The sequence below is a fragment of the Streptomyces poriferorum genome (assembly GCF_019399235.1).
GTDB classification, from domain to species: domain Bacteria; phylum Actinomycetota; class Actinomycetes; order Streptomycetales; family Streptomycetaceae; genus Streptomyces; species Streptomyces poriferorum.
In genome coordinates this window covers 18,787-39,650 of sequence record NZ_JAELVH010000024.1, presented here as the reverse complement: position 1 = coordinate 39,650, position 20,864 = coordinate 18,787, and the positions used below count along the sequence as shown (strand labels likewise).

At 71.5% G+C, this 20,864-nt stretch carries 20 protein-coding genes and 1 pseudogene; 11 read left to right on the top strand and 10 right to left on the bottom strand.

What is annotated here, in order from left to right; translation table 11 throughout:
* Positions 1-44 precede the first annotated feature (44 nt).
* A pseudogene (locus tag JGS39_RS07160) lies at positions 45-1,671 on the top strand (IS200/IS605 family accessory protein TnpB-related protein).
* A 7-nt stretch (positions 1,672-1,678) separates the two neighbouring features.
* On the top strand, positions 1,679-2,362 hold the full coding sequence (locus JGS39_RS07155; RefSeq protein ID WP_219567901.1) for an alpha/beta fold hydrolase: 684 nt from the start codon (positions 1,679-1,681) through the stop codon (positions 2,360-2,362).
* A gap of 11 nt (positions 2,363-2,373) precedes the next feature.
* On the opposite strand, the gene JGS39_RS07150 is transcribed toward JGS39_RS07155, so the two are convergent.
* Complete coding sequence (locus JGS39_RS07150) at positions 2,374-2,979, bottom strand: TIGR03086 family metal-binding protein (protein WP_219567900.1); 606 nt, start codon at positions 2,977-2,979, stop codon at positions 2,374-2,376.
* Positions 2,980-3,146: 167 nt separating this feature from the next.
* Here JGS39_RS07150 and JGS39_RS07145 point away from each other — a divergent pair, with 167 nt between their 5' ends.
* Positions 3,147-4,139: a fibronectin type III domain-containing protein gene (locus JGS39_RS07145; protein WP_219567899.1), complete on the top strand. Its 993-nt coding sequence runs from the start codon at positions 3,147-3,149 to the stop codon at positions 4,137-4,139.
* Positions 4,140-4,300: 161 nt separating this feature from the next.
* A complete protein-coding gene (locus tag JGS39_RS07140) occupies positions 4,301-6,589 on the top strand; it encodes a glycosyl hydrolase family 18 protein (protein WP_219567898.1) in 2,289 nt (762 codons plus the stop codon).
* Positions 6,590-6,643: 54 nt separating this feature from the next.
* On the opposite strand, the gene JGS39_RS07135 is transcribed toward JGS39_RS07140, so the two are convergent.
* From JGS39_RS07135 to JGS39_RS07125, 3 genes are all read right to left on the bottom strand, one after another.
* The gene (locus JGS39_RS07135) at positions 6,644-7,069 is read right to left on the bottom strand and encodes a hypothetical protein (RefSeq protein WP_219567897.1); all 426 of its coding nucleotides are present in this window, start codon (positions 7,067-7,069) and stop codon (positions 6,644-6,646) included.
* 93 nt (positions 7,070-7,162) lie between these two features.
* Positions 7,163-8,782, bottom strand: coding sequence for a malate synthase A (gene aceB, locus JGS39_RS07130; protein ID WP_219567896.1), 1,620 nt, complete (start codon positions 8,780-8,782; stop codon positions 7,163-7,165).
* Between the two features lie 234 nt (positions 8,783-9,016).
* Complete coding sequence (locus JGS39_RS07125; protein WP_219567895.1) at positions 9,017-9,649, bottom strand: nucleotidyltransferase family protein; 633 nt, start codon at positions 9,647-9,649, stop codon at positions 9,017-9,019.
* A gap of 218 nt (positions 9,650-9,867) precedes the next feature.
* Here JGS39_RS07125 and JGS39_RS07120 point away from each other — a divergent pair, with 218 nt between their 5' ends.
* Entirely contained in the window at positions 9,868-10,170 is a 303-nt protein-coding gene (locus JGS39_RS07120) for a DUF5955 family protein (RefSeq protein WP_219567907.1), read from the top strand.
* Positions 10,171-10,196: 26 nt separating this feature from the next.
* Here JGS39_RS07120 and JGS39_RS07115 read toward each other — a convergent pair whose 3' ends face one another.
* On the bottom strand, positions 10,197-10,835 hold the full coding sequence (locus JGS39_RS07115) for a response regulator (RefSeq protein WP_219567894.1): 639 nt from the start codon (positions 10,833-10,835) through the stop codon (positions 10,197-10,199).
* Positions 10,832-12,040 carry a sensor histidine kinase gene (locus JGS39_RS07110; RefSeq protein ID WP_219567893.1) on the bottom strand — a complete coding sequence of 403 codons (1,209 nt, stop codon included), beginning with the start codon at positions 12,038-12,040 and terminating at the stop codon, positions 10,832-10,834. Before JGS39_RS07110 ends, JGS39_RS07115 begins: the two co-directional genes overlap by 4 nt.
* A 110-nt stretch (positions 12,041-12,150) precedes the next feature.
* Here JGS39_RS07110 and JGS39_RS07105 point away from each other — a divergent pair, with 110 nt between their 5' ends.
* Positions 12,151-13,242, top strand: a complete 1,092-nt coding sequence (locus JGS39_RS07105) for an ABC transporter permease (protein WP_219567892.1) — start codon at positions 12,151-12,153, stop codon at positions 13,240-13,242.
* A gap of 37 nt (positions 13,243-13,279) precedes the next feature.
* Positions 13,280-13,960 (top strand): ABC transporter ATP-binding protein, encoded by a 681-nt coding sequence (locus JGS39_RS07100; RefSeq protein WP_219567891.1) that lies wholly within the window; start codon positions 13,280-13,282, stop codon positions 13,958-13,960.
* 71 nt (positions 13,961-14,031) lie between these two features.
* On the opposite strand, the gene JGS39_RS07095 is transcribed toward JGS39_RS07100, so the two are convergent.
* The gene (locus tag JGS39_RS07095) at positions 14,032-14,832 is read right to left on the bottom strand and encodes an IclR family transcriptional regulator (protein WP_219567889.1); all 801 of its coding nucleotides are present in this window, start codon (positions 14,830-14,832) and stop codon (positions 14,032-14,034) included.
* A gap of 326 nt (positions 14,833-15,158) precedes the next feature.
* On the opposite strand from JGS39_RS07095, the gene allB reads away from it, so the two are divergent.
* The 3 genes from allB to JGS39_RS07080 all read left to right on the top strand — a co-directional run bounded on the left by allB (position 15,159) and on the right by JGS39_RS07080 (position 18,038).
* Positions 15,159-16,502 (top strand): allantoinase AllB, encoded by a 1,344-nt coding sequence (allB, locus tag JGS39_RS07090; protein WP_219567906.1) that lies wholly within the window; start codon positions 15,159-15,161, stop codon positions 16,500-16,502.
* Positions 16,503-16,504: 2 nt separating this feature from the next.
* Entirely contained in the window at positions 16,505-17,620 is a 1,116-nt protein-coding gene (alc, locus tag JGS39_RS07085; protein WP_219567887.1) for an allantoicase, read from the top strand.
* Positions 17,621-17,711: 91 nt separating this feature from the next.
* On the top strand, positions 17,712-18,038 hold the full coding sequence (locus JGS39_RS07080) for a putative quinol monooxygenase (protein ID WP_219567885.1): 327 nt from the start codon (positions 17,712-17,714) through the stop codon (positions 18,036-18,038).
* A gap of 27 nt (positions 18,039-18,065) precedes the next feature.
* Here JGS39_RS07080 and JGS39_RS07075 read toward each other — a convergent pair whose 3' ends face one another.
* From JGS39_RS07075 to JGS39_RS07065, 3 genes are read right to left on the bottom strand one after another with little or no spacing between them, the layout of a single operon-like run.
* On the bottom strand, positions 18,066-18,896 hold the full coding sequence (locus JGS39_RS07075; protein WP_219567883.1) for an aldo/keto reductase: 831 nt from the start codon (positions 18,894-18,896) through the stop codon (positions 18,066-18,068).
* Between the two features lie 40 nt (positions 18,897-18,936).
* Positions 18,937-19,173 carry a hypothetical protein gene (locus JGS39_RS07070; protein WP_219567881.1) on the bottom strand — a complete coding sequence of 79 codons (237 nt, stop codon included), beginning with the start codon at positions 19,171-19,173 and terminating at the stop codon, positions 18,937-18,939.
* A 44-nt stretch (positions 19,174-19,217) separates the two neighbouring features.
* Positions 19,218-19,964 (bottom strand): SDR family NAD(P)-dependent oxidoreductase, encoded by a 747-nt coding sequence (locus tag JGS39_RS07065; RefSeq protein WP_219567879.1) that lies wholly within the window; start codon positions 19,962-19,964, stop codon positions 19,218-19,220.
* A gap of 186 nt (positions 19,965-20,150) precedes the next feature.
* Here JGS39_RS07065 and JGS39_RS07060 point away from each other — a divergent pair, with 186 nt between their 5' ends.
* A complete protein-coding gene (locus JGS39_RS07060; RefSeq protein ID WP_219567878.1) occupies positions 20,151-20,774 on the top strand; it encodes a dihydrofolate reductase family protein in 624 nt (207 codons plus the stop codon).
* Positions 20,775-20,864 lie beyond the last annotated feature (90 nt).

The following is a 20,864-nucleotide window of genomic DNA, read 5'->3' as shown; positions in this document are numbered from 1 at the left end:
GCGACGGGTTGCTCGGCGGTTGCGGGTTGGGGGTGTGGTCATCATTGGCTGGTGTACGGGAGTTGGCGGTGCCGTTCGTGGCCCCGGGCCCTTCGGGGGTGGCGGTGCGGGACCGTCTCAAGCACCTCAGCCTGCGGGACGAGCACGTGCTGAGGGTTGTGGGGCCCATCAGGGTGCGCTGGCCTCCCAGGACCTGAAGGCCCGGTGCGCGGACGGCCCGAACCATGGTGCTGACACCTGGGCCACGCGGAAGCGGGAGCTGACGAAGGAGTCGTCGTCCAGAATCGCCGGGGCGATCACGAAGGCGACGCATGATCAGTGGGCACTCGCCCGACGCTGCCAGGCCGCACACATCCGCAGCCTTGAAGCCGGCATCAAGGTGCTACGGCACCGCCTGTCGCTCCCCATCGGAGCGAGGGGCACCGAACGCAGCCCCGGTGGTTACCGGTCCCGGGGTGAGTGGTTCCACAAGTCCCGCCGCCTCAAAGCCCTGGAAGCCCGCCACGCCGCCGCGGTGGCGGACTGGCAGGCGGAGCGGGTGCGGGTGGTGCGGGGCGGGAAACGGATGCTCAACACCCGCCACCACCTCGCCGAGGCCGGGCTCACCGAAGGCCGGTGGCGTGAGTGGTGGGAGGCGGAGCGCTGGTTCCTGGCAGCGGACGGTGAGTCGGGCAAGCGGTACGGGAACGAGACGATCCGCGTCACCCCAGACGGCCAGGTCAGCATCAAGCTGCCCGCTCCGCTCGCCTACCTGGCCAACGCCAAGCACGGCCGCTACACCCTCACCTCCACCGTGGCGTTCGCGCACCGGGGTGTGGAGTGGGCTGACCGTATCGAGGCGAACTGGGCCGTTGCCTACCGCATCAACCACGACACCACGCGTGGGCGCTGGTACCTGACCGCCTCCTGGAAACGCCCCACCGTGCCCGCCATCCCCCTGGAAACGGCCCTGGCCCAAGGTGTGATCGGTGTCGACACCAACGCCGACCACTTCGCCGCCTATCGCCTCGACCCCCACGGCAACCCCGTCGGCGAACCTCACCGCTTCGTCTACGACCTCACGGGCACCGCCCACCGCCGTGACGCGCAACTCCGCCACGCCCTCACCCGCCTCCTGCACTGGGCCAAACAGACCCGTGTCGCGGCGATCGCCATCGAGGACCTCGACTTCGGTGCGGAGAAGACCAGGGAGAAGCACGGCCGCAGGAAACGCTTCCGGCAGCTGATCTCCGGCATCCCCACCGGGAAGTTCAAGGCCCGCCTCGTCTCCATGGCCGCCGAACACGGCCTGGCCATCATCGCGGTCGACCCCGCCTATACCTCAATGTGGGGCGGTCAGCACTGGCAAAAGCCACTGACCACACCCCGCCGCAGAATGTCCCGTCACGATGCCGCCGGTATCGCGATCGGGCGACGCGCCCTCGGACACCCGATCCGGCGACGGACGGCACCGCCCCGCGCACACCAGAGCGATGTACACGGGCATCGGACCCTCCAGACCGACCGGCGTGCCCCTGGGCGTGAGGAACCCCGCCCCCGCATCCCCGGACCACGGACACGATCCGTGCCACCGGACACGGCGAGAACGCGGGCGACCAGGACACCCAAACCGTTCGGGATGTCCGCGGCGAGCAAGAATGGGTCCAAGATTCACTCCTGCTCACTGAATAGGAACGGTATGGATGATCAGTCTGTTGTGGATGTCGGCGATGTACGAATGGCGTACCGGACCTGGGGCGACCCGTTCGGCTCGCCCGTCGTGCTGCTGCACGGCCTCGGCGATTCCGCCGCGAGCTGGGAGGCGGCCGGGAGTCTGCTCGGTCAGGAATGGCGGGTGTACGCCCTCGACCTGCGGGGCCACGGCGAAAGCGACTGGCCCGACGAGTACGACTTCGAGCTCATGCTCGACGACCTCTTCGGCTTTCTCGACGCCTGCGAGCTCGACCGCGTCGGCCTCGTCGGCCACGGCATGGGAGGCGTCGTCGCCCATCTCTTCGCCCAGACGCATGCGGACCGGGTGGAGCGGCTGGTGCTGGTGGAGACCCCGCCGCCGTTCCCCGGAGCGGCGGGCCCCGACGTGCCGCCCGCAGGGCCGGTCGACTACGACGAGGCCGTGCTCGGAGCCGTACGCACCCAGCTGGCCGACCCCGACCCGGCCTGGGCCGAGGGGCTCGGTGAGATCGTGGCCCCGACGCTGATGCTCGCCGGCGGCCCGGCCAGCACCATGCCGCAGGCCCGGCTCCAGGACATGGCCTCGCTGATTCCCGACTGCCACCTCCTCACGATCGGCGGCGGCCACCGGCTCCACGAGGTCCACGCCGACCAGGTCGCCCAGCAGATCACGGAGTTCTTCACCAGCTGACGCGGTGGCCCTCAGCTCTCCGGCAGCCAGTCCGGGCGCCGGCCGCTGCGGGCGACCGCCCGGTCCAGCAGCGGCGCGTCGTCCGGGACGGGGACCGGCGGCCCGAACGGGGAGTCGGCCGGCGGGTTGTCGCCCACGTCGGCAAGCAGCGCCAGCGTGTTGCGCAGATGCGCCTCCTCGGCCCCGTACGACTGCCCGGTCGACCTAGCCAGGTCCCAGCCGTGCAGCACCAGCTCGTTGAGCGCGACCATGCCGGCCACCTCGCCCGGCAGGTCCACGCTGCCCGCCCGGGTCATGCCCTGCCAGGCGTCGGGTGCGCGCCAGGCCGCCACCATGTCGTCGAGCGCTGCGGGCAGGGTGGAACGCCAGCCGCCGTCGAGGACCCCCGACTCCACCGAGGGCGCCGTGTCGGTGGTGGCCCCCAGCTCCTTGCGCGCGGCATCCCGGAACGCCACGGCCAGCCCCTCCACGTGGGCCAGCATCGCGCCGACGGTGACATCGGGGCAGGGGGTCGGGCCGGACAGCCGGGCGTCGTCGATGGCGGTGAGCATTCCGGTGATCTGCCGGGCCGCCGGTCCGAGGTCGAGGAGGGGTGCGGAGTTCGTCTGCGTATCCATACCTGTGCAGACTGCCCGAGCGCCACGGAATCATCGCTCGGCGCGCCACGAGGGCCAGGTGGTGCCACACCGGTGCGGCGCACACCGGCACATTGCGGAACGTTCCGCTCCGTCCTCTTGTCGGCGACCCCCACACCATGCGATACAGGTCTGGACCATTGCTTCGGATGGAAGGCACCACCGTGCAACGCCCCCACGCAACTGCCGCGTTGGCCTGTTCTGCCGCCCTGCTCCTCGCCACGCTCACCGCCTGCGACTCGGAGGCCGAGGCGGACTCCCGGAAACCGACCGCGCCCCACGGGGTGACCGTCCAGGCGAGCAGTGCCACGTCCGCCCATGTGATGTGGGAACCCGCCACCGACGACAGGGCCGTCACCGGCTACGAGGTCTACCGTCAGGGCAGGAAGGTCAAGTCCGTCCCGGCGGCGAAGGTGATGATCGACGTGGACGGGCTGACCGCCTCCACCGCCTACACCTTCACCGTCCGTGCCCGTGACGCCGCCGGAAACCTCTCCGCGCCGAGCGCCGCCGCGGCCGTCACCACCCCCGCGCCCACTCCCGCCGACCACGAGGCCCCCACCAGGCCGGTGAAACTGCGCGGCAAGGTCGACGGCAGCAGGGCCGCGACCCTGTCCTGGGGCGGCTCCACGGACGATGTCGGCGTCACCTCGTACGACATCTACCAGGAGGGCTCCCGGATCCACAGCGTCCCCGGCGCGCAGACCACGGCCCGCCTGACCGGGCTGCGCCCCGGCACCGTCTACACCTTCACGGTCCGCGCCCGCGACGCGGCCGACACCTCGTCGCCCGACAGCAACACCTTCGACCTCACTACGGCGACAGCCCCCGGCGCACCCGCCAGTACCGCCCCCACGGATTTGCGGATCACGAGCAGCGCCCAGGGCAAGGAGTACGCCGTCGACCTGGACTGGAAGCAGCCGGAGACGGGCGGGAAGATACCCGCCTACCAGCTGTATCTGGACGGTCGGCTGACCACCACGATCGTCTGGGGCGGCGAGCCGCCCGCGGGCCGGGCGAGCTACCGGCTCACCGTCACCGACCCGCGCGGCACCCGCTACTCGATGAAGATCCGCGCGAAGCTCCCCGACGGGAAGTGGGGCGACTTCTCGGCGGCGCGCACCGTCGTGCTCGGCGGCTGAGCAGTTTTCCGCCGGAGGCGGAGAGGGTGGCGAGAGGCTAATTGGTCTGTACCTATTGACGAGTTGGTCCAGACCAATTACTTTCCCCTGTGCTCCATGGAACGACATGTATCCGCTCCCCCCGAGGACCGCCTCACCGGTCCCAGCCGCAAGGGAGAACCATGTTCGAGCACATGCCCCTCAGACGGAGGACGGCGACCGCACTGCTCGCCGTCCTCGCCCTCCTTCTCACCCTGCTGTCCCTCCAGGCCGCTCCCGCACACGCGGCGGGCAAGCTCACGGCGACCTTCACCTCGGCCGACAACGGCCCGTGGTGGAAGGGCACCTACGTCCTGCGCAACGACACCGACGCGGCCGTCACCGGCTGGAGCCTGGAATTCGACCTGCCCGCCGGGGTCGCGATGAGCTCCTCGTACAACGGCACCGTCACCACCCGGGGCAGCCACATCACCGCGGTCAACGCCCACTACAACGGCACGGTCGCCGCGCACAGCACCACCGAGCCGTACAGCTTCTGGTTCGTCGCCACCGGCCCGATCACCGCGCCGGCCGGCTGCCGGATCAACGGAGACAAGTGCGACGGGTCCGCCGACGCGCCGCCCGGCGCACCCGGCGGTCTCAAGCGGACCGACGTGACCGCCCGCACCGCCTCACTGTCCTGGACCGCCGCCACCGCGGGGGACTTCCCCGTGGCCTCGTACGACATCCTGGCCGGCGGCAAGGTGATGGGATCGGCCACGGCGACGACCTCCGCCACGGTCAGCGGTCTCACCCCCGCCACCGCCTACTCCTTCACCGTCCGGGCCAAGGACACCCGGGGGAACGTCTCCGCCGAGAGCGCTCCGCTGGCCGTCACCACCGTCGACCCGGCCACCGACACCTCCCCGCCGACGGCCCCGGCCGCCCTGCGCGCCACCGCGACCGACTCCTCGTCCGTCACGCTGGCCTGGACCGCCGCGACGGACAACCAGCGGGTCGCCGCGTACGACATCTACCGCGGCTCCGCCCTGGCCACCACGGTCTCCGGCAGCACGGCCACCGCCACCATCGGCGGCCTGTCTCCCTCGACCTCGTACACCTTCACGGTCAAGGCCCGTGACGCGGCCGACAACGCCTCGCCCGCGAGCAACACCCTCACCGTGAAGACCGACGACATCGTGGGCGCCGGCAACTACGCGAAGGTCGGCTACTTCGTCCAGTGGGGGATCTACGGCCGCCAGTACTTCGTGAAGAACCTCCACGACTCCGGCGCCGCCGGGAAGCTCGACATCGTCAACTACGCCTTCGCCAACATCGACCCGAACAACCTCACCTGCCTCAACGGAGTCACGAAGGGAACCACCGCCGACCCCCAGGACCCCGAACAGGGCACCGGAGCCGGTGACGCGGACGCCGACTACGCCCGCCCGTTCGGGGCCGCCCAGTCCGTGGACGGGGTCGCGGACGACGGCTGGGGCAAACTGCGGGGCAACTTCAATCAGTTGAAGAAGCTGAAGAAGCTCCACCCGGACCTCAAGATCGTGGTCTCGCTCGGCGGCTGGACCTACTCGAAGTACTTCTCCGACGTCGCCGCCACCGACGCGGCGCGCAAGAAGTTCGTCTCCTCCTGCATCGACATGTACATCAAGGGCAACCTGCCCGAGTACAACGGTGCGGGCGGCCCCGGCACCGCGGCCGGCATCTTCGACGGCTTCGACATCGACTGGGAGTGGCCCGGCACCGGCACCGGACACCCCGGCAACCACTACGCGCCGCAGGACAAGGGCAACCTCACCCTGCTGCTCGCCGAGTTCCGCAAGCAACTGGACGCCCTGGGCGGCGGTCACCGGCTCCTGACCGCGTTCACCCCCGCCGACCCGCAGAAGATCGACGAGGGCTGGGACCTGTCCAAGGTGTTCGACTCCCTCGACGTGGCCAACGTCCAGGGCTACGACTTCCACGGCTCGGGCAGCGACAACTCCTGGGAGCCGAACCGCGCGGGCCACCAGGCCAACCTCTACACCGACGACCAGGACCCGTACGACTTCCACTTCAGCGCGGACGCCGCCATCAAGGCGTACACCGACGCGGGCGTCGAACCCCGCAAACTGACCCTCGGCATCCCGTTCTACGGCCGCGGCTGGCAGAACGTCACCGACGGCGGAGCGGCCGGCGAATGGCAGCCCGCGGGCGGCGCGGCCCCCGGCCAGTTCGCCGAGGAGGCCGGCACCCGGGGCTACTCCAACCTGATCGGCGCGTACCCCACGATGACCGTGCGCCACGACGAACAGTCCGTATCGACCTACGGATACAACGGCAACCACTGGTGGTCGTTCGATGACACCTGGTCCATCGGCAGGAAGACGGCCTATGTGAAGGAAAAGGGCCTGCTGGGCGTCATGGTCTGGGAGATGTCGGGGGACACCCCGCAGGGCACGCTGATGAGCGCGCTGGACACCGGGCTGCGTTAAAGGCTCTCCGGCCCGCGGAGTTCCGGCGGACTCCGCGGGCCGGACGGCGCGGTCTCACAGGATGATGCGGTCCCGCACCCATCGCAGGCAGTCCTCGTCACCGACGGGCAGCTCCTCGCCCGCCGGCCAGGGATGCACCGTCAGGACCAGATGCGTCAGATAGCCGTAGGGACCGCCGTCCTCGCGCGGGGCGAGCACCACACCGTGTTCGCCCATCCGCCAGATCCGGCAGCGCAGGTGCGGCCCCAGGCAGAGCCGGCCGTCGGAGCGCAGCGTGCGCAGCGGCGGCCCGAGCTCGGCGGCGACGACGTCCGCCGCCCGGTGGAGTACGGCCTCGCACTCCGCTTCGTCCGGCTGCTGAAGCAGGCCCCAGCCCGGCAGCGCGACCCATTCCCCGATGGACGGGCATGCGGCGCGGCGCTCCCTCGGTCGATGCGTGCCGGAGTCGGGCTCCGAAGGCCGACGCGGGGATGATTCCACAACGGTCCGACGCACCACGGGCCCGCCAGGGTGCCCCGCACGTGACTCCGCCCCGGCGCCGTTCGGCACCGGGGCGGAGGCGTACGTGCGGGATCAGCGCAGCTGCTCGTACGCCGGCAGCGTCAGGAAGTCCGCGTAGTCCTGGTCCAGGGAGACCTGGAGCAGGAGGTCGTGGGCCTGCTGCCACTTTCCGGCGGCGAAGGCCTCGTCGCCGATCTCGGTGCGGATCGCGGTCAGTTCCTCGGCCGCGACCTTGCGGGCCAGTTCCGCCGTGGCGTGCTCGCCGTTCTCGAAGACCACGTCCGCGTTGATCCACTGCCAGATCTGCGAGCGCGAGATCTCGGCGGTGGCCGCGTCCTCCATCAGGTTGAAGATGGCGACCGCGCCCATGCCGCGCAGCCACGCCTCGATGTAGCGGATGCCGACCGCGACGGCGTTGCGCAGACCGTCGTACGTGGGCTTGGCGTGCAGGGTGTCGATGGCGATCAGGTCGCCCGCGGCCACCGAGACGTCCTCGCGCAGACGCTCCTTCTGGTTCGGCTTCTCCCCGAGGACCGCGTCGAAGGAGGCCATGGCGATCGGGACCAGGTCGGGGTGGGCGACCCAGGAGCCGTCGAAGCCGTCGCCGGCCTCGCGGTCCTTGTCGGCCTTGACCTTCTCGAAGGCGACCTTGTTGACCTCGGCGTCCCGGCGCGACGGGATGAAGGCGGCCATGCCGCCGATCGCGTGGGCGCCGCGCTTGTGGCAGGTGCGGACGAGGAGTTCGGTGTACGCCCGCATGAACGGGGCGGTCATCGTCACCGCGTTGCGGTCCGGCAGGACGAACTTCGAGCCGCCGTCACGGAAGTTCTTGACGATGGAGAAGAGGTAGTCCCAACGGCCCGCGTTCAGCCCGGAGGCGTGGTCGCGGAGCTCGTAGAGGATCTCCTCCATCTCGTACGCGGCGGTGATCGTCTCGATCAGGACCGTCGCGCGGACCGTGCCCTGCGGGATGCCCACGGAGTCCTGCGCGAAGACGAAGATGTCGTTCCAGAGGCGGGCCTCCAGGTGCGACTCCGTCTTGGGGAGGTAGAAGTAGGGGCCCTTGCCGAGGTCGATCAGGCGCTGCGCGTTGTGGAAGAAGTAGAGGCCGAAGTCGACCAGCGCGCCGGGCACCGGGGTGCCGTCGAGCTGGAGGTGGCGCTCGTCCAGATGCCAGCCGCGGGGGCGGGTGACGACCGTCGCGAGCTCGTCGGCGGGCTTCAGCGCGTACGACTTGCCGGACTTCGGGTCGGTGAAGTCGATGGCGCGGTTGTACGCGTCCATCAGGTTGAGCTGGCCGGTGACGACGTTCTCCCACGTCGGGGCGGAGGCGTCCTCGAAGTCGGCGAGCCAGACCTTCGCGCCCGAGTTCAGGGCGTTGATGGTCATCTTGCGGTCGGTCGGACCGGTGATCTCCACCCGGCGGTCGTTCAGCGCCGCCGGCGCCGGTGCGACCTTCCAGGAGTCGTCCGCACGGATCGCGGCGGTCTCCGGCAGGAAGTCCAGCGTGGAGGTGCGGGCGATCTCCGTGCGGCGCTCACCGCGCCGGGCAAGCAGCTCGTTCCGCCGCGGCGTGAACCTGCGGTGCAGTTCGGCCACGAACGCGAGGGCTGCGGGGGTGAGGACCTCGTCCTGCCGGGGCAGGGGCTCGGCATCGACGATGGCCAGCGAGGACGGCGCTGGTGCGGACATGAGCTGTCACTCCTTCAGCGGGCGGTGCGGGCGACGTCTCACGGCCGCCGGGTCGCCTGAAATGGCACGGCGTGCCAGGGCTCCGGGATACGGCCGTGGTCGCCGTCTGAGGTGCAGAGGGCTTCTGACCAGTGGATAGTAGTTTCCTCATGGTGGAAGTTCAATGGTTTGTTGATGTCGAGATTCTCCGGGTCGACAGAAGTGGGGCCCTGATGGCGCAGCGTGCCAGTGCGTTCACTCAAGGTGCGCCAGGTCCTCCGCCGTGTCGATGTCGTACGCCTGAGCCACATCGGAACACTCGACGAGCGTGATCGCATCGCGGTGCGCCCGCAGATACGACCGGGCTCCTTGGTCGCCCACCGCCCCCGCTGCGATGTCCGTCCAGAGCGCGGCCCCGAAGAGCACCGGATGGCCCCGCTCACCGCCGTACGAGGCCGCCGCCAGGCTCGTCCGTGAGCGGTACGCCGCACGCACCCGGGCCACCGCTTCGGCGTTGATGCCCGGCTGGTCGACCAGCAGGACGACCACCGCGTCCGCGTCCGTGCCGGCGAGGGCGGTGAGTCCCGCCCGCAGTGAGGAGCCCATGCCATCGGTCCACTCCGGGTTGACGCTCACCGTGCAGCCGGACAGTGCGGCGCGGGCCCGCACCTCGTCGGCGGCCGCGCCGAGCACCACATGCACCGGGCCGCAGCCGCCCTCCCGGAGCGTGGCCACCGCGTGGTCGGCCAGCAGGCGGCCACGGTGCTCCAGCAGCGCCTTCGGGCGCCCGCCGAGCCGCCGTCCGCCACCAGCCGCGAGCAGAAGGCCGGCGATGACGGGCGAGGTGGCCGGGGCGGGTGAGGAGGGGGTGTGCGGTGTGCTTGTCATGCCGCCTGGATACACCGGACCGGCCGTTCGCGCACGGACCGGGCCGGTCTCCCGGCCCGCGTCAATGCGGGGGACACTCCGAGTTCCGTCCGCGGAGTGGCGCCCGGCACCTGTCATGGCGTTAACTTGCCCGCATCCCCGGACACTTGACCACCGTTCGGGGTTCGGTCGAAACACCGGCACAAAGATGTGCGAGGGGGAGTGCTTTGTTGAAGAGCGTGGGGCAGGCGCGGGTGACCAGCAGTGGCGAGGACCCGAGGGTGGCGGAGTTGCGTACGGCCGTCTCCCGGCTCCGACGGGAGCTGGCCGGACATCCCGCGGAGTTCCCGGACCGGGCGATCGCCGAGGACGAGCTGGCGGCGCTGGACGCGATGGCGGCCGGCGGCGCGCCCGAGATTCCCCGGCTCCGCCGGTCGCTGCTGCTGATCGCGGGGGCGGTCGGCTCGGTCAGCGCGCTGGCGTCGGCACTCAGGGACGTACGGATCGCGGTCGATCTGTTCGGCGAGCCGCCGCGTCGCTGAAGCGGGCGGGGCACGCCTCGGCGGTCTCAGCGGCGGATGAGCCTGCGGGCCGTCGCCGCCGCCACGGCCGCGGTGCGCGAGTCCACGCCCAGCTTGGCGTAGATGTGCACGAGATGAGACTTCACCGTCGCCTGGCTGAGGAACAGCTTCTTGCTGATCTGCAGGTTCGACAGTCCCTCGCCGACCAGCTGCAGAACCTCCAGCTCGCGCTTGGTGAGCGCCTGGGCCGGCGTCCGCATGCGGTCCATCAGCCGGTGCGCGACGGCCGGCGCCAGGGCCGAGCGGCCGGCCGCCGCGGTACGGACCGCGGCGGCCAGCTCCTCCGGCGGGGCGTCCTTGAGCAGATATCCGGCCGCTCCCGCCTCCACCGCCGCCAGGATGTCTGCGTCGCTGTCGTACGTCGTCAGGATCAGGACCCGGGGCGCGCCGGGCACCGCGGTGATCGCGGCGGTCGCCTCCGAACCGTGCATACCCGCGCCGAACTGCAGGTCCATGAGGACGACGTCGAACTCGCCCGTCGCGGCCAGGGCCACCGCCCGTTCCGCGGTGTCGGCCTCGGCGACGACGCGGAAGTCCGGCTCGGTGTCCAGGACGGCCCGCAGGCCCGCCCGTACGACCGGGTGGTCATCGGCGAGCAGCAGCCGGATCGCGGGGGTCACGGTCATGCGGCATCCTGTCCGGTCCGGCCGTCGGGGAGGGGCAGTGGCAGAGTCAGGGCGACTGCCGTGCCCTGGCCCTGCGCCGATTCGACGCTCAGGGTGCCGCCCAGCGAACGGGCCCGGGACCGCATGGCCGGCAGGCCGAAGCCGCCCGTCCCGGTACCCGCGCTCGCGGCGGAGTCGTCGGTGAAGCCGCGGCCGTCGTCGACCACGTCCAGCGCCACCGAGGTGTCCATGAAGCTCAGCGTGATCTCGGCCCGCCGCGCGTCGGAGTGCTGCACCGTGTTGGCCAGCGCCGACTGTGCTGTGCGCAGCAGCGCCACCTCGTAGGGGGTCGGCAGCTCCACCGGGGTGCCGCTCACGGCGAACTGGACCGTCAGCCCGGGCGTGGTGGTGCGGGCCGAGAGCCGCTCCAGGGCGGCGGCCAGGGAGCCGTTCTCCAGATCGGGCGGGGTCAGGGCGCGTACGAAGCGACGGGCCTCGGCGAGATTGTCCTGCGCGGCCGTGCGAGCCCGGCGGACATGGGCCGCTGCGGGGGCGTCCGCGGGCAGGGTGCGTTCGGCGGCGCGGAGCAGCAGCTGGATGCTGGACAGGCCCTGCGCGAGGGTGTCGTGGATCTCGCGGGCCAGCCGTTCGCGTTCGGCGAGCGTCCCGGCGGCGCGCTCCGCCTCGGCCAGCTCCGCGCGGGTCGAGACGAGCTCCTCGATGAGCTCGCGGCGCCGCTCGCTCTCGCGGAACAGCGCGTCGTATCCGAGGACCGTGGCGACCGCGACCGCCGCCCCGAGCAGCGGGCCGATGAACGTGCCGGGGGTGACCTCCTCGCCGTGCAGCAGGAAGCCGGCGATGGCGGCCCCCGCCGTCACCACCACGGCGGGCAGGCTCCAGCGCATCGCCAGCAGGTGCAGCTGGAGAAAGTAGAGCGGGAACGCGAGCCACGTCGCGTCCGGCGACAGCGCCAGCAGCGCCAGCCAGAGTGCCCACAGCACCGTGAGCCAGAGCGCCCCCGCCGGGGTCCGCGGCTGCACGACGGGAGCGAGGGCGCCCGCCGCGTACACCGCGGCCAGCACCGCCGCGAGTACGACGACGGCCCCCGAGTGCGGGGCGCCACCGCCCAGGGCCTTCACGGCGGCGAGCGCCAGCAGCCCCAGCATCAGCGCGTGCAGACACAGCCGCAGCGCGGCGGCGACCGGGGGATGGACACGTTTTTCCATGATTCGTCCAGCGTAGACGCGGGGCGCGCGGGGCCGGTCAATCGAAAGGTTGATGTCTCGACCGGCCCGCGGGCGATGTTTCCGCGGCAGGGAGATCCCAGGCTGGAGTCATGTTCGTCGCATGGAGAGATCTTCGCTTCGCCAAGGGCCGGTTCGCGCTCATGGGCACGGTCGTGGTGCTGATCACGCTGCTCGTGGGCCTGCTGTCCGGCCTCACCGCCGGGCTGGCCCGGGAGAACACCTCGGCCGTCACGGGGCTGGACGCCGATCACATCGCGTTCGCCGCCCCGCCCGACGGCCAGTCGGTGTCCTTCACCAATTCGGCCGTCCGGGAGAGCGCCTGGCGGAGCTGGGAGAAGCGGCCCGGGATCACCGCGGCTCAGCCGCTCGGCATCCGTACGCTGAACGCCGCCGCGGCGGCGGGGGAGCGGACGGCGGCCGTGTCGGCGTTCGGTGTCGAGCCGGGGAGCGGTCTGGCGCCCCGGGGCGCCCCGGTCGGACCGGGCGAGGTCGTGCTCTCCGAGCAGGCTGCCGAGGACCTGGCGGCCGGCGCCGGTGACCGGCTGAGGATCGGCGGCGACGAGGTCACCGTCGCGGCGGTCGCCGGCGACGCCTCGTACAGCCATACGCCGGTCGTGTGGACGTCGCTCGCCGACTGGCAGCGGTTCGGGGCGGACGGCGCCGGCGGTACGGAGCACGCCACCGTGATCGCGCTGACCACCACCGGCGGGGCCGATCTGGCGGCCGGCGACCGGGCGGCGGGCACCAGCACGCTCACGCTCGACGGTTCCCTCACCGCGATCGGCTCCTACCAGGCCGAGAACGGCTCGCTCCAGCTGATGCGCGGCTTCCTCTTCGCCATCTCCGCCCTGGTCATCGGTGCCTTCTTCACCGTCTGGACGATCCAGCGCAGCGGCGATGTCGCCGTTCTCAAGGCACTGGGTGCCTCCACGCCGTATCTGCTGAGGGACGCACTCGGGCAGGCCGTGGTGATGCTCGCGATCGGTACGGGAGTGGGCACCGCGCTCGCCTCCGGCATCGGTGCGCTGGTCAGCGGCGGGGCCGTGCCCTTCGTCCTGGAGGCGTCCACCGTCCTGTTCCCGGCCGCCGTCATGATCGCCCTCGGCGCGGTCGGCGCGGCCCTGTCCATCCGGCGGATCACCGCCGTCGACCCGCTCACCGCACTGGGGAGTGCCCGATGACCCACGTGCTGCCGTTCAGCCACCCCCGGAGTGCCCGATGACCCTCACGCTCACCGACGTCACGCTCACCTACCCGGACGGGGACGGCCGGCTCACCGCCCTGGACCGTGTCGCGCTCGACGTGCCCGCGGGCACCCTCACCGCCGTCGTCGGCCCCTCGGGCTCCGGGAAGTCGAGTCTGCTCGCCGTGGCGGCGACCCTGGTCACGCCGGACGAGGGCGCCGTCGTCGTCGCCGGTACGGACACGGCCGGGCTCGGCCGCGCGGACAAGGCGGCGCTGCGTCGCGAACGGATCGGCATCGTCTTCCAGCAGCCCAATCTGCTGCCGTCGCTGACCGCCGCCGAACAGCTCCAGGTCATGACACACCTGTCGGGCGGCGCGGCGCGGACCGCCCGGGCCCGCGCCCTGGAGCTCCTGGACGCGGTCGGGCTCGCCGACAAGGCGGACCGAAGGCCCCACCAGCTCTCGGGCGGTCAGCGCCAGCGGATCAACATCGCACGGGCTCTGATGAACGACCCGGCGGTCCTGCTCGTCGACGAACCGACCAGCGCGCTGGACCACGAACGGGGAGCGGCGGTGCTCGATCTCCTCGTCTCGCTGACCCGGCAGCGGTCCACGGCGACCGTCATGGTCACGCACGACCGGACCCATCTGGACCGCATGGACCTCACCGTCACCATGCAGGACGGCAGGGTGACCGCCCCGGCCCTGGCCTGAGTGCGCTGGGGGCGGATACGACGAAGGGGTGGCCGGAGCCCGAGGGCTCCGGCCACCCCTTCGCTCGCGTCTCAGCCGGCCGACCCGCTGCTGGCCAGCGCCTCGGACAGCTCCTTGGCGGCCTGCTGGAGGATCGGCACGATGCGCTCGGTCGCCGCCTCGGTCACCCGGCCCGCCGGCCCGGAGATCGAGATCGCCGCGGAGGTGGGGGAGTTGGGGACCGGGACCGCAAGGCAGCGGACCCCTATCTCCTGCTCGTTGTCGTCCACCGCGTAGCCCACCCGGCGGACCTGCTCCAGGGCGTCCAGGAAGCCGTCCGGGGTGGTGATCGTCTTCTCGGTGGCGGCCGGCATCCCGGTCCGCGCGAGCAGGGCCCGCACCTCGTCCGGCGGGGTGTGCGCCAGCAGCGCCTTGCCCACTCCGGTGGAGTGCGGCAGCACCCGGCGGCCCACCTCGGTGAACATGCGCATCGAGTGTTTGGACGGCACCTGCGCCACGTACACGATCTCGTCGCCGTCGAGCAGTGCCATGTTGGCCGTCTCGCCGGTCTCCTCGACCAGCCGGGCCAGATACGGACGGGCCCAGGTGCCGAGCAGCCGCGCGGCGGACTCGCCGAGCCGGATCAGCCGCGGGCCGAGCGCATAGCGCCGGTTGGGCTGCTGGCGTACGTAGCCGCACACCACGAGCGTGCGCATCAGCCGGTGAATGGTGGGCAGCGGAAGTCCGCTGCTCGCGGACAGTTCGCTCAGGCCGACCTCGCCCCCCGCGTCGGCCATCCGCTCCAGCAGATCGAAGGCGCGCTCAAGGGACTGCACACCACCGCTGGAACCGGCGGACTTGGAGTCGGAAGTGCTGGCGTGGGACGGCGGCACGTCAACGGTCCTTTCGAAGCGGAAGAGCAAGGCAGCAGCCTACCGGGCGCTTCCCGATCGGCCCACTGTCGCAGGGGCACCGTCCTGGCCGGTCAGGGCTCGTTTGTCCCGGTGTCCGGGGCCGGTCCGACGGTCCGCGCGGTGCCACGTATGGCCCATTCTACATTCCGCACTACGAAATATTACTTTTACTTTGTGGAAATCTCCAGTCGGCGCCGCGCGTGGTCCGCTGGGCGGTCCGAGGGGAGGATGGGGTCTTGACGGGTCGCATTCCCGAGTGAAGACTCCTTCAACAGTTCGTTGAATTCATGAAGTGGGGAGCACGGGTGTCCGGTACGGACGTGAAGCTGGTTCTGCGCTCGACGCGCGTCGTCACCCCCGGGGGCACCCGGCCCGCCGCGGTCCATGTCGCGGGCGGGACGATCGACGCCGTCCTGCCGTACGACACCGAGGTGCCGGAGGGGGCCCGGGTGGAGGACTTCGGCGACGACGTCCTGCTGCCCGGACTCGTGGACACGCACGTCCACGTGAACGACCCCGGCCGCACCGAGTGGGAAGGGTTCTACACCGCCACCCGAGCCGCCGCGGCCGGCGGGATCACGACGCTGCTCGACATGCCGCTCAACTCCCTCCCGCCGACCACCACCGTCGAGCACCTGCGCGTCAAGCAGCAGGTGGCGGCCCCCAAGGTGCACGTCGACACCGGATTCTGGGGCGGCGCCATCCCCTCCAACGTCAAGGACCTGCGCCCGCTGTACGAGGCCGGGGTCTTCGGCTTCAAGTGCTTCCTCTCGCCCTCCGGCGTCGAGGAGTTCCCCGAACTGGACCAGGAGCAGCTGGCCCGGTCGATGGCCGAGATCGCGGGCTTCGGCGGCCTCCTGATCGTGCACGCCGAGGACCCGCACCACCTGGCGTCCGCGCCGCAGCAGGGCGGCCCCGCCTACGCCGACTTCCTCGCCTCCCGGCCCCGCGACGCCGAGAACACCGCGATCGAAGGGCTCATCGCCCACGCGAAACGGCTGAACGCACGCGTCCACGTCCTGCACCTGTCCTCCAGCGACGCCCTGCCGCTGATCGCCGCCGCCAAGCGCGAGGGCGTCCGCGTCACCGTCGAGTCCTGCCCGCACTTCCTCACCCTCACCGCCGAGGAAGTCCCGGACGGCGCAACCGAGTTCAAGTGCTGCCCGCCCATCCGCGAGGCCGCCAACCAGGACGCGCTGTGGCAGGGACTCGCCGACGGCACCATCGACTGCATCGTCTCCGACCACTCGCCCTGCACCACGGACCTCAAGACGCCGGACTTCGCCTCCGCCTGGGGCGGCATCTCCTCCCTCCAGCTCGGCCTGCCCGCCATCTGGACCGAGGCCCGCAGGCGCGGCCACTCCCTTGACGACGTCGCCCGCTGGATGTCGGCCGCCCCCGCCGAACTGGCCGGACTGACCGCCAAGGGCGCGATCGAGGCCGGCCGCGACGCCGACTTCGCGGTCCTCGCGCCCGACGCCACCTTCACCGTCGACCCGGCCGAGCTTTTCCACCGCAACCAGGTCACCGCCTACGCCGGCCGGACCCTGCACGGCGTCGTGCGCTCGACCTGGCTGCGCGGCGTACGCATCGCCACCGAAGGCACCCTCGCAGATCCCACCGGCCGCCTCCAGACAAGGAACCACTGACCATGACGGCGACCACGCACTTCACCGGCGACGCGAACCCCTACGGCGGCGGCGACCCGTACGCCGACTACCGCACCGCGGACCTCCCCTTCACCCACCTCGTCGACCTCGCCGACCGGCGGCTCGGCGCGGGCGTGATCGCCGCCAACGACGAGTTCTTCGCGGAACGCGAGAACCTGCTGAAGCCGGAGCCCGCCCACTTCGATCCCGAGCACTTCGGGCACAAGGGCAAGATCATGGACGGCTGGGAGACCCGCCGCCGCCGTGGCGTGAGCGCCGCACAGCCGCACCCCGCGGCCGAGGACCACGACTGGGCACTGGTCCGCCTCGGCGCGCCCGGCGTCGTGCGCGGCATCGTCGTCGACACCGCCCACTTCCGCGGCAACTACCCGCAGGCGGTCTCCGTCGAAGGCGTCTCGCTGCCGGGCTCGCCGTCCCCCGAGGACCTCCTCGCCCCGGACGTGAAGTGGACGACGCTCGTCCCCCGTACGGCAGTCGGCGGCCACGCGGCCAACGGCTTCGCCGTCGACGCGGCGCAGCGTTTCACCCACCTGCGGGTCGGCCAGCACCCCGACGGGGGCATAGCCAGGCTCCGGGTGTACGGCGAAGTCGCCCCGGACCCGGCCTGGCTGACGGCGCTCGGCACCTTCGACCTCGTCGCGCTGGAGAACGGCGGCCGGGTCGAGGACGCGTCCGACCGTTTCTACTCCCCGGCGACGAACACCATCCAGCCCGGCCGCTCCCGCAAGATGGACGACGGCTGGGAGACCCGGCGCCGGCGCGACCGGGGCAACGACTGGATCCACTACCACCTCGTCGAGGAGGCGGAGATCCGTGTCGTCGAGATCGACACCGCGTACCTGAAGGGCAACTCGGCCGGCTGGGCGAGCCTCTCGGCCCGGGACACGGGCAGTGACGACTGGACCGAGGTGCTGCCCAGGACCCGGCTGCAGCCCGACACCAACCACCGCTTCGTCCTGCCGGAGGCCGTACGGGCCGCCGAGGTCCGCATCGACATCTACCCCGACGGCGGCATCTCGCGGCTGCGCCTCTTCGGCTCGCTGACCGGACCGGGCGCCGCACGGCTGACGGCCCGCCACGTCGAACTGGGCGGCTGAACCGGCCCAGCCGAGGGCTGTCCGTATTGGGGCGATACCGTAGGGATGCGGGACCCTGCCCTGGTTCCCGCACATCCCCACAGGAGTCGCCATGATCTTCATCGCCGTCAGGTTCACCGTGCGCACCGCCGAACGCGACAACTGGCTGCCGGCCGTCGAGGACTTCACCCTCGCCACCCGGCAGGAGCCCGGCAACGTGTTCTTCGACTGGTCCTACAGCGTCGAGAACCCGGACCAGTTCGTGCTGCTGGAGGCGTTCGCGTCCCCGGAAGCCGGTGCGGCCCACGTGCGGTCGGCGCACTTCGCCGCGGCGATGGACACGATGGCGGACCTGGTGGCGGAGGTGCCCGAGATCATCAACGTCGAGGTGCCGGGCGAGGGCTGGTCCCGCATGGCCGAGGTGCAGCCGCGGTCGTAGGGCGAACGGACGGCGCGCCGCAGCGGCTCAGAACTCCTCGTGCACCTCGGGGTCCCCGCCGAACCGTTCCTGCGGGCCGGCCGCGATACGCGCCAGCTCATCCGGCGTCAGTTCGAACCCGAACAGATCGAGGTTTTCCCGCTGCCGGCCCGGATCGGCCGACTTCGGGATCGGGACGGCGCCCAGCTGGGTGTGCCAGCGCAGCACGACCTGGCCGGGCGTCACACCGTGCGCCCCGGCAGCGGCGACGACCGCCGGGTCGGCCGTCAGATCGCGGCCGCGCCCCAGCGGGCTCCAGCTCTCCGTGACGATGCCCTTGGCGGCGTGCACCGCCCGCAGCTCCTCCTGCGGCAGCCGCGGATGCATCTCGACCTGGTTGACGGCGGGCAGCACGCCCGTCTCCTCCTCCAGCCGCGCCAGCTGGTCGGCGGTGAAGTTGGAGACCCCGATCGACCGCACGAGCCCGTCCTCGCGCAGCCGGATCAGCGCCCGCCACGTGTCGACGTACAGATCGACACGGGGCAGCGGCCAGTGGATGAGATACAGGTCCACATGGTCCAGGCCGAGGTTGCGGCGCGACTCCTCGAACGAGGCGAGCGTCTTCTCGTACCCGTGGTGCCGGCCCGGCACCTTGGTGGTGACGAAGACATCCTCGCGCGGTACGCCGCTACGGGCGATGCCGCGCCCCGTACCGGTCTCGTTGCCGTAGTTCAGCGCGGTGTCGACGAGCCGGTAGCCACGCTCCAGCGCTCCGGCGACCGCCTTCTCGGCGTCGTCGTCGTCCAGGGGCCAGGTGCCGAGTCCGACCGCGGGGATCGAGCGGCCGTCGTTGAGGGTGTGCGCCGGGGTCGCGGGCATGGTCGTCCCTTCCGTCCGTACGGATCACTGCCCGGCCAGCCTAGGACCGTCCGCCCGGCCCCGCCTCGCGGTGCAGCCTGGCGATGACCTCGTCGACCCGGCCGCGCTCGTAGCCGCGCCGTACCAGTTCGAACCCCGCAGCCCCGGCCGGCGGGGCGCCGGCGAGGAGGCGCGTGATGTAGGCCTCGACCTGGGCGCGGTCGTAACCGCGCCGGGCGATACGGAATCCGAACCGCTCGTACAGCGGACGGTCGTCCTTCTCACCCGGCACGGTCACAAGGGCCTCCTCGGGGCGGGGTCGCTGACCTCAGCCTGCCACGCTCAGGCCGCGTGGCCACCGTCCACGACCATTTCCGCACCGGTGATGTACGCCGCCTCGTCACTGGCCAAGTAGGCGATCATCGCGGCCACTTCACCGGTCGTCCCGAACCGGTCCAGTGCGTTGGCGGCCCGCTGCCCGGCGGCGAACGGTCCGTCGGCGGGGTTCATGTCGGTGTCGACCGCGCCGGCCTGGACCAGGTTGACCGTGATGCCGCGCGGACCGAGCTCGCGGGCGAGCGGCTTGGTGAGCCCGGACAGTGCCGACTTGCTCATCGCGTAAAGCGTGCCGCCGGGGCCGCCCGCGTACCGGCTCAGGGCCGTGCCGACCGAGATGATGCGGCCGCCCTGCTCCAGGACACCGGCCGCCGCCCGGCAGGCCAGGAAGACCGCCCGGACGTTGACCGCGAGAACCCGGTCGACATCGGCGTCGGTGATGGTGCCGATCGGGCCGAGGACGCCGATGCCCGCGTTGTTGACGAGGACATCGAGCCGCCCGAAGGTCTCCGCAGCCCGGTGCACCGCCCCGGGGACGGCCTCCGGGTCCGCCGAGTCCGCACGCAGGGCGACGGCGCGACGGCCTACCGCCTCGATCTTCCGTACGACCTCGTGGGCGGCCTCTTCGTCCTGTACGTAGGTCAGTGCCACATCGGCGCCGTCCTGGGCGAGCCGCAGGGCGGTCGCGGCGCCGATGCCGCGGCTGCCACCGGTGACGAGCGCGGTGCGGTTCGTGCTGACGTTGCTGTTCATGAGGGTTCCTGTTCCTCGCCGGTCGTGCTGACAGGAACCAGCAAAGTCTTTTCGCGCTCCGGACACCGGCGGGAAACGGACGCCCACTCCGGTACGGCGGCGGCCCGCCGCCGATGAGTTCCGGCCGCCGGCGGGGTCGGAACAGGTGGAAGCGCGATCGGCGGACGTTCCCGAAGGAGCAGGACCATGGCACAGCTGACGTTGACCACCTTCGTGACCCTCGACGGCGTCATGCAGGCGCCCGGCGGCCCCGAGGAGGACACGAGCGACGGATTCGAGTACGGCGGCTGGGTCGCGCCGTTCCTGGACGAGGGCATGGGACGGTTCATGACCGAGGTGTTCGACCGTGCGGCGGCGTTCGTGCTGGGCCGGCACACGTACGACATCTTCGCGGCGTACTGGCCGGGCGTCACCGACCCCGGCGACCCGATCGCCTCCCGCCTCAACGCCCTGCCCAAGTACGTCGTCTCGACCACGCTGGAGAAGGCGGACTGGGAGAACAGCACGGTGATCTCCTCGGGTGTCGCCGAGGAGGTCGCCCGGATCAAGGACCGCACGCAAGGCGGCGAACTGCAGATCCACGGCAGCGGCCTGCTCGCCCGGTCCCTGATGGCGCACGACCTGATCGACGCGTACAACCTGCTGGTGTTCCCGGTCGTGCTCGGCCGTGGGCGGCGGCTGTTCCCGGACGGCGGGCTGCCGACGGCCTTCGGGCTGACCGGCTCCCGGACGACGCCCAACGGCATCACGATCCAGACCTACCGGCCCGCGGGGCGGGCCGGTTTCGGCTCGGTCCCGGACGGCACCTGAGCGACCGGACCGGTCACAGGGCTCGCCATCGCGGGAGGGCGCCGGGTAGCGTGATCGTTCCGCGTGCGAGCCAGTGAGGTCTCCACATCT

Bases quoted from the DNA above. Each gene is read 5' to 3' on its own strand.
- JGS39_RS07155 (WP_219567901.1), top strand. From the start codon at position 1,679: ATGGATGATCAGTCTGTTGTGGATGTCGGCGATGTACGAATGGCGTAC.
- JGS39_RS07150 (WP_219567900.1), bottom strand. From the start codon at position 2,979: ATGGATACGCAGACGAACTCCGCACCCCTCCTCGACCTCGGACCGGCG.
- JGS39_RS07145 (WP_219567899.1), top strand. From the start codon at position 3,147: ATGGAAGGCACCACCGTGCAACGCCCCCACGCAACTGCCGCGTTGGCC.
- JGS39_RS07140 (WP_219567898.1), top strand. From the start codon at position 4,301: ATGTTCGAGCACATGCCCCTCAGACGGAGGACGGCGACCGCACTGCTC.
- aceB (WP_219567896.1), bottom strand. From the start codon at position 8,782: ATGTCCGCACCAGCGCCGTCCTCGCTGGCCATCGTCGATGCCGAGCCC.
- JGS39_RS07125 (WP_219567895.1), bottom strand. From the start codon at position 9,649: ATGACAAGCACACCGCACACCCCCTCCTCACCCGCCCCGGCCACCTCG.
- JGS39_RS07115 (WP_219567894.1), bottom strand. From the start codon at position 10,835: ATGACCGTGACCCCCGCGATCCGGCTGCTGCTCGCCGATGACCACCCG.
- JGS39_RS07110 (WP_219567893.1), bottom strand. From the start codon at position 12,040: ATGGAAAAACGTGTCCATCCCCCGGTCGCCGCCGCGCTGCGGCTGTGT.
- JGS39_RS07105 (WP_219567892.1), top strand. From the start codon at position 12,151: ATGTTCGTCGCATGGAGAGATCTTCGCTTCGCCAAGGGCCGGTTCGCG.
- JGS39_RS07100 (WP_219567891.1), top strand. From the start codon at position 13,280: ATGACCCTCACGCTCACCGACGTCACGCTCACCTACCCGGACGGGGAC.
- alc (WP_219567887.1), top strand. From the start codon at position 16,505: ATGACGGCGACCACGCACTTCACCGGCGACGCGAACCCCTACGGCGGC.
- JGS39_RS07080 (WP_219567885.1), top strand. From the start codon at position 17,712: ATGATCTTCATCGCCGTCAGGTTCACCGTGCGCACCGCCGAACGCGAC.
- JGS39_RS07075 (WP_219567883.1), bottom strand. From the start codon at position 18,896: ATGCCCGCGACCCCGGCGCACACCCTCAACGACGGCCGCTCGATCCCC.
- JGS39_RS07065 (WP_219567879.1), bottom strand. From the start codon at position 19,964: ATGAACAGCAACGTCAGCACGAACCGCACCGCGCTCGTCACCGGTGGC.
- JGS39_RS07060 (WP_219567878.1), top strand. From the start codon at position 20,151: ATGGCACAGCTGACGTTGACCACCTTCGTGACCCTCGACGGCGTCATG.